This is a genomic window from Pseudomonas sp. FW305-3-2-15-E-TSA4 (genome assembly GCF_058787295.1).
Genome location: NZ_JBYSZP010000006.1, coordinates 235,864 through 248,971, shown reverse-complemented (window position 1 = coordinate 248,971; position 13,108 = coordinate 235,864). Strand labels below are relative to the sequence as shown.

The 13,108-nt window shown below is 61.7% G+C and carries 15 protein-coding genes; 8 read left to right on the top strand and 7 right to left on the bottom strand.

Annotation, left to right across the window (positions count from 1 at the left end; genetic code table 11):
* Positions 1 to 139 precede the first annotated feature (139 nt).
* Together AC3WMV_RS10750 and AC3WMV_RS10745 are read right to left on the bottom strand one after the other, a co-directional pair.
* Entirely contained in the window at positions 140 to 505 is a 366-nt protein-coding gene (locus AC3WMV_RS10750) for a DUF6124 family protein (RefSeq protein WP_097088048.1), read from the bottom strand.
* A gap of 651 nt (positions 506 to 1,156) precedes the next feature.
* Entirely contained in the window at positions 1,157 to 1,936 is a 780-nt protein-coding gene (locus AC3WMV_RS10745) for a helix-turn-helix transcriptional regulator (protein ID WP_103369589.1), read from the bottom strand.
* A gap of 111 nt (positions 1,937 to 2,047) precedes the next feature.
* Between AC3WMV_RS10745 and AC3WMV_RS10740 the strand changes: the two genes are divergently transcribed.
* Positions 2,048 to 3,163, top strand: coding sequence for a polyamine ABC transporter substrate-binding protein (locus tag AC3WMV_RS10740; RefSeq protein WP_103369588.1), 1,116 nt, complete (start codon positions 2,048 to 2,050; stop codon positions 3,161 to 3,163).
* 163 nt (positions 3,164 to 3,326) lie between these two features.
* Entirely contained in the window at positions 3,327 to 4,445 is a 1,119-nt protein-coding gene (locus AC3WMV_RS10735; RefSeq protein WP_103369586.1) for a DmpA family aminopeptidase, read from the top strand.
* A gap of 92 nt (positions 4,446 to 4,537) precedes the next feature.
* Here the strand turns inward: AC3WMV_RS10735 and AC3WMV_RS10730 are convergent, their stop codons facing one another.
* Positions 4,538 to 5,125 carry an NAD(P)H-dependent oxidoreductase gene (locus AC3WMV_RS10730; RefSeq protein ID WP_103369585.1) on the bottom strand — a complete coding sequence of 196 codons (588 nt, stop codon included), beginning with the start codon at positions 5,123 to 5,125 and terminating at the stop codon, positions 4,538 to 4,540.
* 86 nt (positions 5,126 to 5,211) lie between these two features.
* Here AC3WMV_RS10730 and AC3WMV_RS10725 point away from each other — a divergent pair, with 86 nt between their 5' ends.
* A complete protein-coding gene (locus AC3WMV_RS10725; RefSeq protein ID WP_096795609.1) occupies positions 5,212 to 5,850 on the top strand; it encodes a TetR/AcrR family transcriptional regulator in 639 nt (212 codons plus the stop codon).
* 199 nt (positions 5,851 to 6,049) lie between these two features.
* On the opposite strand, the gene AC3WMV_RS10720 is transcribed toward AC3WMV_RS10725, so the two are convergent.
* Positions 6,050 to 6,736, bottom strand: a complete 687-nt coding sequence (locus tag AC3WMV_RS10720) for a GNAT family N-acetyltransferase (RefSeq protein WP_103369584.1) — start codon at positions 6,734 to 6,736, stop codon at positions 6,050 to 6,052.
* Positions 6,737 to 6,915: 179 nt separating this feature from the next.
* Here AC3WMV_RS10720 and AC3WMV_RS10715 point away from each other — a divergent pair, with 179 nt between their 5' ends.
* Both AC3WMV_RS10715 and AC3WMV_RS10710 read left to right on the top strand, forming a co-directional pair.
* The gene (locus tag AC3WMV_RS10715; protein WP_096795611.1) at positions 6,916 to 7,239 is read left to right on the top strand and encodes a YXWGXW repeat-containing protein; all 324 of its coding nucleotides are present in this window, start codon (positions 6,916 to 6,918) and stop codon (positions 7,237 to 7,239) included.
* A 41-nt stretch (positions 7,240 to 7,280) separates the two neighbouring features.
* Positions 7,281 to 7,493 (top strand): YXWGXW repeat-containing protein, encoded by a 213-nt coding sequence (locus tag AC3WMV_RS10710; RefSeq protein ID WP_027614713.1) that lies wholly within the window; start codon positions 7,281 to 7,283, stop codon positions 7,491 to 7,493.
* 15 nt (positions 7,494 to 7,508) lie between these two features.
* Here the strand turns inward: AC3WMV_RS10710 and AC3WMV_RS10705 are convergent, their stop codons facing one another.
* On the bottom strand, positions 7,509 to 8,069 hold the full coding sequence (locus AC3WMV_RS10705; RefSeq protein ID WP_096795612.1) for a YceI family protein: 561 nt from the start codon (positions 8,067 to 8,069) through the stop codon (positions 7,509 to 7,511).
* 98 nt (positions 8,070 to 8,167) lie between these two features.
* Positions 8,168 to 9,526, bottom strand: coding sequence for an MATE family efflux transporter (locus AC3WMV_RS10700; protein WP_027614711.1), 1,359 nt, complete (start codon positions 9,524 to 9,526; stop codon positions 8,168 to 8,170).
* A gap of 126 nt (positions 9,527 to 9,652) precedes the next feature.
* Here AC3WMV_RS10700 and AC3WMV_RS10695 point away from each other — a divergent pair, with 126 nt between their 5' ends.
* From AC3WMV_RS10695 to AC3WMV_RS10685, 3 genes are all read left to right on the top strand, one after another.
* Positions 9,653 to 10,222, top strand: a complete 570-nt coding sequence (locus tag AC3WMV_RS10695) for a chorismate mutase (RefSeq protein ID WP_103369583.1) — start codon at positions 9,653 to 9,655, stop codon at positions 10,220 to 10,222.
* A 124-nt stretch (positions 10,223 to 10,346) separates the two neighbouring features.
* The gene (locus AC3WMV_RS10690; protein WP_103369582.1) at positions 10,347 to 10,748 is read left to right on the top strand and encodes a hypothetical protein; all 402 of its coding nucleotides are present in this window, start codon (positions 10,347 to 10,349) and stop codon (positions 10,746 to 10,748) included.
* A gap of 226 nt (positions 10,749 to 10,974) precedes the next feature.
* Positions 10,975 to 12,618 (top strand): sensor domain-containing diguanylate cyclase, encoded by a 1,644-nt coding sequence (locus tag AC3WMV_RS10685; RefSeq protein WP_103369581.1) that lies wholly within the window; start codon positions 10,975 to 10,977, stop codon positions 12,616 to 12,618.
* Between the two features lie 63 nt (positions 12,619 to 12,681).
* Here AC3WMV_RS10685 and AC3WMV_RS10680 read toward each other — a convergent pair whose 3' ends face one another.
* Positions 12,682 to 13,068: a c-type cytochrome gene (locus AC3WMV_RS10680; protein WP_027614707.1), complete on the bottom strand. Its 387-nt coding sequence runs from the start codon at positions 13,066 to 13,068 to the stop codon at positions 12,682 to 12,684.
* Positions 13,069 to 13,108: the final 40 nt, after the last annotated feature.

Below are 13,108 nucleotides of genomic sequence, written 5' to 3'. Positions count from 1 at the left end.
CGGTTATTTATTTGATGGCAATTGCGAGCAGGCTCACGCCTACAAGGCATCTTTGCCGGGCACTTAACCAGTGACCAACGCAGATCCACTGTAGGAGCGAGCCTGCTCGCGATGATGCCGTTACTGCTGTCGACTATTCCTATGGCACCACATTATCCAGCGCCTGACTCACCGCCAACTCCCCCAGCATCACCACCTGCGCAATGCCCAACACCGTATTACGACTCGGCCCCTCCAGCGTGCCGGCGAAATCGCCGAGCATGACCGTGGCTGAGGCCAGGGATTCGCGGGCTTCGACGAGCAAGGTTTCTTCGTCCACGGTGGGGTCGATGAGGAAGATTCTGTTCGCTCTGCATGACGAGGTTGAAGGGATCGAGATCTTCAGGGCGCCGGGGTTGAGGTAGAAGTTGATGGCGCGGTCGGTCGCCGCTTTTATCTTCTGCGGGTCGAGGGCTGGGTCGTACGGGATCGAAGTGTCCGGGGGATTGGGTGTGGCTTTGAACATCGATGTACTCCTATTGCAGTTATTCAGGAGCCATCACTCTCGCTACCAAACGAGGGGTGGTGGCCATACGCGGGTTGGTAGACCGGCTGCAATAGGAACCCGGCGCTCACGAGTGAGCCCCACGCATGACCACCATAAAAACGAGCCCCACAAAGGGACTGCAAAGGTGTTGCCATACAGCTATTACAGACGGGCTACCAAACCCGATCACTGATTTTCAGTGACAGGGAAACGATAAGCCCGTCGCACAGCCGTGTAAGCCCGCGGATTCTGGCGTACGCGTCGGTAACGGCGCAAGGCGTTGTAGCCGGTATGGCGTAACGGTTCATGTACTTTAAACGTGGTTGCGGGGTTATGTTTATTTGCGGGGTTTGCTCTGTTGTTTTGATTTTGTCTGATAGGCCGCTTTCGCGAGCAAGCCCGCTCCCACAGTTGGAATGAGTGCATTCAGGTGGGAGGTTGGTCGGTTGGCAGGCCGCCATCGCTGGCAAGCCAGCTCCCAAAATTTGACTGAGTGCATTCAGTTTGGGATTGGTTGGCTGGTGAGCCGCCTTCGCCAGCAGGCTGGCCCTTACAGTTGTATTGGGTGTATTCATTTGGGGATTGGTTGGCTGTAAGGGCGTCATTGCTGACAAGCCAGTTCCCACAGGTTCAGGCAGTGGGTGGGCGCAGCACCAGTGCGAACAGTTCGCCATGCCCGGTCACATTGAGCTTGTGATAGAGATTGCGCCGATGCACCTTCACCGTCTCCGGCGAGATGCCCATCTGCTGGGCGATGGCCTTGCTGGAGAAGCCCTGCAGAATCAGCCGCGCGGTGTCGACTTCGCGGGTGGTCAGGCGCGCATCGAAGCGATCGAGCAGCGTTGCCAGATCCCCCGCCACCGGCTCGCTGCCGGTCCCTTGTGGCGGCAACAGCTGCACGTGTCGGCGCATCGCCGCCAACACCCAGTCGCGCACACACAGCAGACGGCCCTGCTCGGCCAGATCGAAAGCCGTCGAGCGCCCGAGTGACAGGCCAAGCACCCCGCCCTCGACGTTGATCATGAACTGCAACTCGTCCTCACCGACCACCGAACGAAAGTAGCTCTGGTAATACTCGCTGTGCAGAAACTGGTCCGGCGCCACCGAAGCCAGGCTGTGCAGGCCGTCGGCGATGCCGGTCGAGGCGGTTTGGTAGAACGGATCGAGCAGGTACATGCCAGCGGTGTAGCTGGCCAGTTCTTCCTGCTCGTCGGCGCGGCCCTTGCTGTCGAAGTCGATCAGCAATTGCGGTGCCTGCCCCGCCTTCATCAGCGCCACCAGCGCGTTGTCCAGCGGCACCAGCAGGCGCAGCGTGTCGACCAGCGCGCGCCAGAAAGCGTCCTGGCCGACGGCGGCAAATACCCGCGCCAGACTTTGGTGCACCGGCAACTCCTGCAACAACGCGTCCACGCACTACCCCTTTTGTGTAACCCATGATGGGAATGGGTCAGGCGCGCCCGCCCCGATAGGCTGAGCACTCCTGTCAATCACCGGCCTGCCGCAGGCCAGGAGTGCCGCATCATGCGTTGTCGTCGTGGCTATATCAACCGGGGCATCAACCTTGGCCTGCTCGCCTGTTTTGGCGTCACATTCGCCGCCAGTGCCGCGGATGCGCCGAGCGTGCACGTCTACAACTGGTACGACTACATCGGCCCCACGACCCTGGCTGACTTCAAGCGCGACAGCGGCATTCAGCCGGTTTACGACACGTTCGACAGCGCCGAAGTGCTCGAAGGCAAACTGCTGACCAGCCGCAGCGGTTACGACGTGGTGGTGGCGAGCAACTTCAGCCTGCCGACGCTGATCAAGGCCGGCGCCCTCGCCCCGCTGCCTCGCGATCAACTGGCGGGCTGGAACAATCTGGACAGCGATCTGCTGAGCAAACTGGCCAACAACGATCCCGGCAATCAATACGCCGTGCCTTATCTGTGGGGCACCAACGGCATCGGCTACAACGTCGACAAAGTGCGCGCCGCGCTCGGCGACAACGCGCCGCTGGATTCGTGGGATCTGGTGTTCAAGGAAGAGAACCTCGCCAAGCTCGGCCAGTGCGGGGTGGCGATGCTCGACTCGCCGTCGGAGATGCTCCCGGTGGCCCTGCACTACCTGGGATTGCCGCCCAACAGCACCAACCCCGAGGACTATCAGAAAGCCGAAGCGCTGCTGCTCAAATTGCGCCCGCACATCGCGTACTTCAACTCGTCGAAATTCATCAGTGACCTGTCCAACGGCAACATTTGTGTGGCGGTGGGCTGGTCCGGGGCGATGCTCGAAGCCAAGACCAACGCCGAGCAGGCGCACAACGGCGTGAAGATCGCCTACAGCCTGCCCAAGGAAGGCGCGCCGGTGTGGTTCGACACGCTGGTGCTGCTCAAGGACGCGCCGAACCGCGCTCAGGGTCTGGCGTTCATCGACTACCTGCTGCGCCCGGAAGTGATCGCTCCGGTCAGTGATCACCTGTCGTACCCCAACGGCAACCGCGCCGCGACGCCACTGGTGGCTGCGGCCACGCGGGATAACCCGGCGGTGTATCCGTCGGCCGCGGCGATGGCCACGTTGTACACCCTGGAACCGCTGCCCAAAGCCACCGAACGCGTGCGCACGCGGGTGTGGAGCAAGGTCAAGAACGGCCAGTAACCCCAACACATTTCCCTGTGGGAGCGAGCTTGCTCGCGAATGCGTCGGGTCAGTCAACATCTCCTTTGAATGACACACCGCCTTCGCGGGCAAGCCGCGCTCCCACAGGGTTTCGCGTTCAGTCCCGCTCATTCATTTCTGCCTTTTTATAGAGAGACATCCCATGAAACCCCGTGCCCGTGACCTCAACATCCGTATCGGCCAACTGCAACCCGGCCCGCTCAACGCCATCACCGACGTCCCCGGCGTGCGCGTCGGCCACAGTAACGCGCGTGGCCGCAGCGACAGCGGACGTGACATCTGCACCGGCGTCACAGTGATCGAACCGCGCCGCGGCTCGACCAACCAGCAACCGTGCTTCGCCGGGGTGCATGTGCTCAACGGCAATGGCGATGCCACCGGCCTTGAGTGGATTCGCGAGGCCGGGCTGCTGACCAGTCCCATCGCCTTCACCAACACCCACAGCCTCGGCGTGGTGCGCGATGCGTTGATTGCGCTGGATCGCCAACAGCAACCTGACGACGGGCGCCTCTACTGGAACATGCCGGTGGTGCTGGAAACCTTCGATGGCTTGCTCAACGACATCAATGGTTTTCACGTCAAACCCGAACATGTCGCCGAGGCGCTGAATTGCGCGCATGCCGGTGCCGTTGAAGAAGGCGCCGTTGGTGGCGGCAGCGGCATGATCTGCCATGAATTCAAGGGCGGCATCGGCAGCGCGTCACGCCGTTTGAGCAGCGCTCAGGGCGGCTGGACGGTGGGCGCGATCGTCCAGGCCAACCACGGCATTCGCAGCGAGTTGCGGGTCGACGGTTATCCGGTGGGTCGCTACATGGAGCAGGTGGATTCGCCGTTCCTGCGGGCTTCGCTGCCGCATCCTGGCATGGGTTCGATCGTGGTCTGCCTGGCCACCGACGCACCGCTGCTGCCGCATCAATGCACGCGCCTGGCACAGCGCGCCAGCCTCGGTCTGGCGCGCAGCGGCGGCGGTAACGAAGACCACAGCGGCGACATTTTCATTGCCTTTGCCACCGGCAACGAGCAGGTGCCATCCGCCGCTTACGAGGGTAAAGGCGCGCCAACCTGCGACGGCTTGCGCATGGTCAACAACGACCACATCAGCGAGCTGTTCCTCGCGGCTACCGAGGCGGTCGAAGAAGCGATCATCAACGCCCTGCTCGCCAGCGAGAGCACTGCGGGCAACGGGCATGCGGTACCGGGGCTGGATAAGGAAACACTGCTCGCCGCCCTCGCCAAGGCTGGCTGGCCCGGCGCCCGCTGACCTGTAGGAGCTGCGGCACGCTGCGATCTTTTGACCTTGCTTTCATAAATCAAAAGATCGCAGCCTTCGGCAGCTGCTGCAGGAGGTGAGATTCAGATGAACATCTGGGCGCCGATATGTCGCGCCGTTTGCAGATGCTCCTGCGGATCACGCACCTCCGACTCCACCATCAGCGTCGAGCTGACCACCGTCGCCCCGCTGTAATCGAAAATCCCGTGTTCGATCTGCGCCTTCATCGCCGGGCCATAACCGTGACGTTCGTAGGCGCGTTCATCGGCCCCCGCAAGGCCGACCAGATGCACGCGCAGGCGCTGCAGCTTCTTCACATGCTTGAGGTCGCCAGCGAAATCGAACGCCCAGCCATTGCTGAACACCCGATCAATCCAACCCTTGAGCAACGCCGGGATCGACCACCAGTACACCGGGAACACCAGCACCAGAGCGTCGGCCCGATCAATCCGTGCCTGTTCCGCCAATACGTCGGCTGGCGGCCGCGCCTCACGGTGATGCACGGCGAAATCCGCTGCGCCGAACACCGGCTGAAATCCCTCGGCGTAAAGATCGGCGATTTCCCGGGTATTGGCGGGGTTGGCGCGGGTCAAGCTCTCGGCAATCTGCGTTGCCACGCTGTGGGTCAGCGAACGCGGTTCGTGATGCGCCACAACAATCAATGCGTGCATGGTCATTCTCCTGTAAGTTTGCGCTGACCAAGGGCTATATACTCTTGGTAAGTTACGAACAGTAAGTTACGTTTGGTATATAAACAATGTCAACCACAGAAATGACCGAAGCCGATTCCCCTGCCCAGCCGCGACGTCGCCTGTCGCGCGAAGATCGCAACCGCCAGTTGCTCGACGTCGCCTGGCAGATCATTCGGGCCGAGGGCACCGATGCCCTGACCCTGGGTTATCTGGCGGACAAGGCCGGGGTGACCAAACCGGTGGTCTACGACCACTTCACCACTCGCTCGGGCTTGCTCGCGGCGCTGTATCGCGACTTCGATACTCGCCAGACTGCGGTGATGGATGCAGCGATCGACCAGTGTCCGCCAACGCTGATCGACACCGCGACGGTGATCGCCACGGCGTACGTCGATTGCGTGTTATTGCAGGGCAATGAGATTCCTGGAGTGATTGCCGCGCTGGGCAGCACGCCGGAGCTGGAAAAGATCAAGCGCGACTACGAGGCAATCTTCCTCGAAAAGTGCCGCAGTGTGCTGCAACCGCTGGCTGCTGGCGGGGAAATCACCCAGGCCGGTTTGCGCGCGATGCTCGGTGCCGCCGAGGCGTTGTCGAATGCTGCCGCCAGTGCTGAAATCAGTGCCGGGCAAGCGAAGGACGAGTTGTTCGCGACCATCATCGCGATGGTGGAACGGGCCGCCGCCCGTGCGACTAGCGGTACTTGAGTCGGCCCCCGCGCGTTCCCATGATGAAGGTACGCAGGCGCTTGACTCCTGAGCGACTGCGTAGGGAACGGGTGTTCTGAACCCCAAATCAAGCCTGTTCCCTGTTTCATGCGCAGCTTGAGCCTCATGGGCTCTACTTCTCCCCATCAAAGAGCCTTGAGGCTCTTTTTTTGTCCGTTTTTTGCGCCGGACTCAGGACTCAGTGCAGCGTCAGGCGCTGACGGACAAATTCTTCGACGTGACGGGTAGTTTGATCCAGATGCCGGTCGCGCTGTTTTTCGGCATCGAGCATTGCGCGCTTGCCGTTTTTCTGCAGCAGGTAGGTGTGGATCTGCTGCACTTCCAGCGAACGATAGATCGGTGTGGTGTCGATGAAACCGCGCAGGCCATTGCTGCGGTAATGCCGGGTGCTCATCAGCACCTGGGTTTCGCGCGCGCCGATCACCTCGAAACCCAGCGCCTCGAAGTACGGCACTTTGCCGACACTGCAGGTCAGCTCGGCGTGCGGATAACGGCTGACCATCTCGCCGATCATCGCTCGCGCCACGCCCTGGCGCCGATAGCCTTCGCGCACGGCCATGTAGGCGACGCTGCACGCTTCCCAATCGCCTTGCACCGGCAGGTACAAGAGGAAACCTATGACCCGCTCCGGGTCGTCCTCGGCCGTCGCCACCAGCAATTCCACCTCGGTGCCCTTCTCGCCATTCAGCGCCTCCAGATACAGATGCACCTCATAGCCGACCGCGTACTGATAGACGTTGTACAGCAGATTGCTCGGGCCAAGACCGACCGCGCTGATGTCGGTCAGGTAATCGACCACCAGTTGCAGAATCTGGCTGTTGACGCTTTCGGGGCATGGGGATTTGTAGTGGGTGATGCGTGGCATGACAACTGAACTCCGGCGGAAAACCGCGACATCATACCGTGTCCCGCCACCTGCTTTATGTAGGAGCTCGCGGTTGACCTGAAGAAAATTTCATCCTCCGTGGAGCGGATCTTTCGTCGATTTGGCGTCCAATTCTTCAGCTGCGTTCACTTTTTTCACGCAGGCCTTGAGGAGTTGTCATGAGCGTTTTGCGTTCACTGTTCAAATGGCGAAAAACCCTGTTGCTGGTGCCTGTGACACTGGCGGCGCTGGCCAGTGCGCCAGCGTTTGCCCAGCAGGTGGTGATCGTTCAGCAAGCCCCGCCGCCGATGCGCATGGAAGTGATGCCCGGCCCGCGCCCCGGTTATGTCTGGGATCAGGGCCATTGGCGCTGGGAAGGACGCGGCTACGTGTGGATGCCCGGTCATTGGCAACCGGTGAGGTACGGCGCGCACTGGCGACCAGGCCACTGGCAGGCGCGCGGTCCTAACTGGTACTGGGTCGAAGGCCACTGGGCCCGTTGAGCCCGCTCGGCAACAACAACTTATCTACCGGGAAGACCACCATGTCGCGAAACCTGAAAACCCTGCTCGCCGCCTCACTGGTCGCGATCACCCTGTCGGGCTGCATTGTCGAACCGGTACGGCCGCATCGGCCACCGCCGCCGGTGGAAGTCGTGCCGGTCATGCCAGCGCCCGGTTATCACTGGGTCGCCGGTCACTATCGTTGGGATGGACGTGAGTGGCGCTGGGCACCGGGACACTGGCGCGCCTATTGACCTGAGCGGCTGGCGTCACTGCTGTGGCGCCACCACCTTGAACTTGATCGCGATGTCGTTGGACACCACAGTGTCCGCCCACTCCCCCGCCCCGAGTCCGAACTGGTCACGCTTGAGCACCAGCTCACCGTCGAAAATGCCGATCGAACTGTCCGGTTTCAGCTCGACCGGCACCTGCACCTCGCGGGTGATGCCCTTGAGGGTGAGCTGGCCGGCGATCAGATAATGATTGCCCGTGACCCGGGTAAAACGGCTGGACTCGAACACCGCCACGGGAAAGCGCTGCGTATCGAACCACGCCGGTTTCACCAGTTCGGTGTTGGCGTCGGTGCTGCCGGCGTCGATGCTGTTGAGGTCGATGTGCAATGTGGTGTGGGCGCCGGCGAGGTTGTCGCTGTCGAACTGCAGTGTCGCGTCGAACTTGCCGAAGGTGCCGTACATCAGCGAGCCCATCTGGTTGTAGGTAAAGCTGATCTGGCTGGCGGTGGTGTTGACGCGGTTGTATTCAGCGGCCTGCGCCGCGCTCGTGACGCACAGGCAGGCAAACAGTGCCACAGCGGTGAATCGGGCACGCATGGGATTCTCCGGACAGGGCAAACCTTCGAGGCCTCGACTGACTTAAGCAAACAACCGGCGAATGCGCCATGTCATTTGTCTGCAGATGTGGCTCGGGCTCAGACCAGCCGCTCGATCTTCTGATGCTGCCAGACCAGTTTGTAATACAGCGTCTGCAACACCAGCATGCCCAGATACGCCACCGGGAACGCCATCCAAACGCCCTGCAAACCGTACTGACCGTCCAGCCAGTAAGCCGCCGGCAACTGCACGCCGACCACACAGACAATCGCAATAATCACCGGCACCAGCACCGTTCCGCTGGCGCGCATGATGCCGCCGATGATCGCCTGGAAGCCGAACACCAACAGGCTCCACAACATGATGTGCAGCAAGTGCTCAGCCATCGCCCGGGTCGAATCTTCGGTCAGGAACAGTCCCAGCAACCAGTGCGACAACAGGTAACCGAGCACAATCAAACCGCCGGTCAGGCACACGTTGATCAACAGCCCGGTGCGCAGGATCGCTGCCAGGCGTTGCAGTTGCCCGGCACCAATGGCCTGGGCGCCAAGGATCGAGGCGGTGATGGCAATCGACAGCGCCGGAAACTGTACGTAGTTGACGATCTGCGTCACCGCGCCATAGGCCGCTGTCGCCTGCGAGCCGTGCTGGTTGACCAGCGCCAGAATCACCAGCTCCGACAGCGACAACACGATCATCTGCACCCCGGTCGGCAGGCCGATGCGCAGCACCTTGCCGAGAATCGCCGCGTCCAGCCGCAGTGCCGCGAAGAACTCGCGGTCCGGCGCCAGCGGATGGTCCTTGCGAATCAGCCGCCACGCCAGCCACGTCATGGCCGACAGGTTACCGGCCAGGCCGGCGAAGGCGGCACTTTGAATGCCCAACTGTGGCAGACCGAACCAGCCACGAATCAACGCCGGGGTCAGCGCCAGCCCGACCGAGGTCGACACGATCAGCGCCAACAATGGCGACACGGTGTCGCTGACTCCGCGCAGCAATTGCGTGAACAGCACAAACACCAGCATCGACGGCAGAATCCACATCATCACATGCGCATACGCCACTGCGTCGTCCAGTACATCCGCCGGCGTCCCCAGCCCCTGCAAGGCCTGCCGCGCAAACACGCTGCCGAGTACCGCCGCCAGCAAACCGATCAACACCCCCAGCAACAGCGTTGCCCCGGCGATCGCCTTGACCATGTGTGCCTCGCGCGCGCCCCACGCCTGGCCAATCAACACCCCGGCGCCCGCGCCCAGGCCGATCACCAGCGCGATAAAGAAAAAGATCACCGGAAACATCCCCGACACCGCCGCCAGCGCTTGCGTACCGAGCATCTGCCCAATGTAAATGCTGTTGACCGTGCCCGACATCGATTGCAGGAAGTTGGACAACACCATCGGCGCAAGGAACAGCAGGTAGGTTTGCCAGAGCGGTTTGATGGTGCTGGGGGTTTGCATTGAGGATCGTTCTCGGGGTGGGAGATGCGAGGGATATTACGCTAGATGGGCGGGATAAAGTCGGTCGACATCGCCGCTGCTCAAGGCTTAAATGTCGGCACTATTTTTTGTGGAACGCGCCTGCCCATGACTCCGTTGCGAAATGCTCTGACCTGTTCCCTGCTGGTTCTGTTCAGCCACGCTGCCGGCGCCGCCGAGCCCCCGGTTTCCTCCGAATCGTTGCGTCCGTTGCTGACAACCTTGAACGAACGCCTGAACATCGGCGACCTCGTCGCCCTGACCAAATGGGACAGTGGCAAGCCGATTCAGGACAGCCCGCGCGAAGCCCAGGTGATCGCCAATGCCCGCACCCTGGCGACCGAACACCAGCTCGACCCCGAAGAAGTCGCCCAGTTGATCGCTGCACAAATGGAGGCAAACAAACTGGTGCAGTACGGATTGCTCGCGCAATGGCAGGCGGCTGGTGCGGCGCCGGACACGCCGCGACCGGATCTGGCCGGGCAGATTCGTCCGCGCCTGGACGAGCTGCAAACCCGCCTGCTGCGCCAGTACGCCGACTTCGCGCCGCATCGCCGCGACCCGGATTGCCCGGTCTGGCTGGCCAAGGCCCGGCAGGGCCTGACACACGACGCACTGCATGATCTGGCCCTGACCCGCGCCACCGGAGAACTATGCATTCGGGCGCAGAAGCTCTGAATCCGGACTTGCGGCATACATCGCTGGCGTCGATAGTCACCATCACGCCAATGAAGTTCTCATAAAAAATCCGCGGCGTAACATCAGCTCCATACCAACCCAATACACCCCGGAGCACACGATCATGAAACACCAAACCATCCTCGGCATCGCTTTCTCGGTTCTTGCAGTTAACGCTTTTGCAGCAACACCCGTTCAAACCTTGGTCGCTGAAGGCGGCTCGGACAAGTTGATTGAAAGCCGTCTGGCTGAAGGTGGTTCTGATCGTTTGCTGGAGCGCCGTGTTGCCGAAGGTGGCTCGGATCGTCTGCTGGAGCGCCGCGTCGCTGAAGGTGGTTCGGATCGTCTGCTGGAGCGCCGTGTCGCTGAAGGTGGCTCGGATCGTCTGCAAGAACGCCGTGTCGCTGAAGGCGGTTCGGATCGTCTGCAGGAACGCCGCGTCGCTGAAGGTGGCTCGGATCGTCTGCAGGAACGCCGTGTCGCTGAAGGTGGCTCGGATCGTCTGATCGAAAGCCGAAATGCATAAAACAACGGCTCTAAAGCAGTCAAAGAAGCCCGGCCTGATCAGCCGGGCTTTTGCATTTCGTCGTTTGCTGGCGTGGTTCTTTTCAACAACCCGCGTCAGAAAGGATCTTGCCTTGTAGGGCATTGGCGAAACTTCCGACGGTGCTTATCCGAAGCGACCGACTGGCAGCCCGACGCTTAATGCGCATACCATGCGGCCACAACGTCCAAACAGAATTTGCCTGCCCATGCTCAAAGCCAGTCTGCGAAGTCACCTGACCCTCTGGTTCGCCGGTTTGTCCCTGCTGACCCTGGCGAGCGTCGGCTTCTATGTCGGGCATATCGCCACCGAACAGATGAAACAGGTCAGCGGCAATTCACTGCTCAATACCGCGCGTTCTGCGGCAACGTTGCTCGGTGACCAATTACGCGAGCGCCAGCTGGAGGTCTACCTGCTCAGCCGTGCGCCGCATCTGGAACGCGGCGACCTCGACAACCCGGCGATTCTCAAATCGATGCAACTGCGCACCCAGGCCCGGGCCGAGTATGCGTGGATGGGCGTGACCGATGCCGATGGCCATGTGCATCAAGCGGTGAATAATTTGCTGGTCGGGCAATCGGTGCAGCAACGGCCATGGTTCCAGGCTGGCCTGCGCGGTGAGTACACCGGTGACCCGCACGAAGCGGTGTTGCTGGCCAAACTGCTGCCGGGAACGCCCAACGGCGAACCGCTGCGTTTCATCGACTTCGCCGCCCCGATCCGCAACGCCGACGGCCAGGTGATTGGCGTGCTGGGCGCGCACGCGCACTGGAGCTGGGTGACGCGTATCGTCGAATCGGCAGCGTTCTCGCATAAAAATGCGTCGCCAGATATCGAAGCGCTGATCATCGATCACGACGGCAAGGTGCTGTACCCGGAAGCCCTGATGGGCCAGCAACTGGCGGTGAATGATTCGAAGTCGCCGGGCTGGTCGGTCGGCAACGGTTACCTGACCAGCATGGTCACCGTACCGACGCCTTCGAGTACGGCGTTGTCCTGGTCGATTGCCGTGCGCCAGCCACTGGACACCGCTCTGGAGCCGGCGCGCCTGCTGCTCTATAAATTGTTGCTGCTGGGTGTGGCCGCCGCCGTGGCATTCGGGCTGGTGGCGTACTATCTGGCGCAGTATCTGAGCCGGCCGATCGAGCAACTCGCGCACTCGGCCAAACAGGTGCAGAACCAGCAGCCCGGCGCACACTTCCCGCTGCAGCACCCGGTGCGGGAGATCGCCCAGCTTGGGCAGTCGATCGACGCCATGACCCGGTCGCTGCTGGCCAAGGAGCGCGAACTGCAGGAAGCCAACGCCTCGCTGGAAGCCACCGTCGCCCAGCGCACCGCGGCACTGATGCAGGCCAATGCCGACCTGTTGAACCTGGCGACCCACGACGCCCTGACCGGCGTCTACAACCGTCGCCGCTTCGATGAAAAACTCAGCGAATACAGTCTGCTGTTCCGCCGCACCGGGCGACCGTTTGCCCTGCTGCTGATCGACGCCGATCACTTCAAGCGCATCAACGACACCTACGGCCACGCGATTGGCGACGACGTGTTGCAGCAATTGGCGCAACTCATTCAGGTCAGCGTGCGTGCCACCGATTTCGTCGCCCGTTACGGCGGCGAGGAGTTCGCCGTACTGCTGCCGGAAGTCGCCCAGCCTGATACTCCAGAGGTGGTCGCCGAAAAGATCCGTGTCGCCGTGGCCCAGGCGCACTTTCCCGAGATCGGACAGGTCACGGTGAGCATTGGCGTCGCGCTGGCCGACCCGGCGGACAACAGCCACACGATGCTGATCAAACGTGCCGACCAGCAGCTGTATCAGGCGAAAGCGGCGGGCCGTAATCAGGTGGCTTGATCAGCCCTCTTTGACTTCGCAAATGCCGTTGGCCTGGTTTGCCGGGCCGGCCGAGCAAAATCTTTAATTGGAGAACTGCTGCAGATACGCCAGCAAATTATCGATCTTCTCCTCGTCACTCAGCCCCCAGAAAATCATTCGTGTGCCCGGCACCACGCCCTTTGGATCTTTCAGATACGCAGTCAGCGTTTCGCGGTCCCAGGTCTTGCCCGAATTTTTCATCGCCTCGGAATACACGTAATTGGCCGAGGTTCCGGCCGCTCGACCGATGATGCCGTTGAGTTGCGGGCCGAACCCCGGGCGCGCATCCGGGCCAACCTGGTGGCAGCCGCCGCACAGGCGCGGGAAGATCTTTTCGCCGGCCTGCGGATCGCCTGCGGCGCGGGTGGTCGAGCTGAACAGTACGGCGGTGGCGGTCAGGGCAAGCAAGAGTGCAACAGTGTTTTTCATCGAAGGTTCCGGAACGGCTTGAATCTGGCTGCGCAAGGGT

Excerpts from the sequence above, each read along its gene's own strand:
- AC3WMV_RS10750 (WP_097088048.1), bottom strand. The coding sequence starts at position 505 with ATGTTCAAAGCCACACCCAATCCCCCGGACACTTCGATCCCGTACGAC.
- AC3WMV_RS10740 (WP_103369588.1), top strand. The coding sequence starts at position 2,048 with ATGCGTTGTCGTCGTGGCTATATCAACCGGGGCATCAACCTTGGCCTG.
- AC3WMV_RS10735 (WP_103369586.1), top strand. The coding sequence starts at position 3,327 with ATGAAACCCCGTGCCCGTGACCTCAACATCCGTATCGGCCAACTGCAA.
- AC3WMV_RS10730 (WP_103369585.1), bottom strand. The coding sequence starts at position 5,125 with ATGCACGCATTGATTGTTGTGGCGCATCACGAACCGCGTTCGCTGACC.
- AC3WMV_RS10725 (WP_096795609.1), top strand. The coding sequence starts at position 5,212 with ATGTCAACCACAGAAATGACCGAAGCCGATTCCCCTGCCCAGCCGCGA.
- AC3WMV_RS10720 (WP_103369584.1), bottom strand. The coding sequence starts at position 6,736 with ATGCCACGCATCACCCACTACAAATCCCCATGCCCCGAAAGCGTCAAC.
- AC3WMV_RS10715 (WP_096795611.1), top strand. The coding sequence starts at position 6,916 with ATGAGCGTTTTGCGTTCACTGTTCAAATGGCGAAAAACCCTGTTGCTG.
- AC3WMV_RS10710 (WP_027614713.1), top strand. The coding sequence starts at position 7,281 with ATGTCGCGAAACCTGAAAACCCTGCTCGCCGCCTCACTGGTCGCGATC.
- AC3WMV_RS10705 (WP_096795612.1), bottom strand. The coding sequence starts at position 8,069 with ATGCGTGCCCGATTCACCGCTGTGGCACTGTTTGCCTGCCTGTGCGTC.
- AC3WMV_RS10700 (WP_027614711.1), bottom strand. The coding sequence starts at position 9,526 with ATGCAAACCCCCAGCACCATCAAACCGCTCTGGCAAACCTACCTGCTG.
- AC3WMV_RS10695 (WP_103369583.1), top strand. The coding sequence starts at position 9,653 with ATGACTCCGTTGCGAAATGCTCTGACCTGTTCCCTGCTGGTTCTGTTC.
- AC3WMV_RS10690 (WP_103369582.1), top strand. The coding sequence starts at position 10,347 with ATGAAACACCAAACCATCCTCGGCATCGCTTTCTCGGTTCTTGCAGTT.
- AC3WMV_RS10685 (WP_103369581.1), top strand. The coding sequence starts at position 10,975 with ATGCTCAAAGCCAGTCTGCGAAGTCACCTGACCCTCTGGTTCGCCGGT.
- AC3WMV_RS10680 (WP_027614707.1), bottom strand. The coding sequence starts at position 13,068 with ATGAAAAACACTGTTGCACTCTTGCTTGCCCTGACCGCCACCGCCGTA.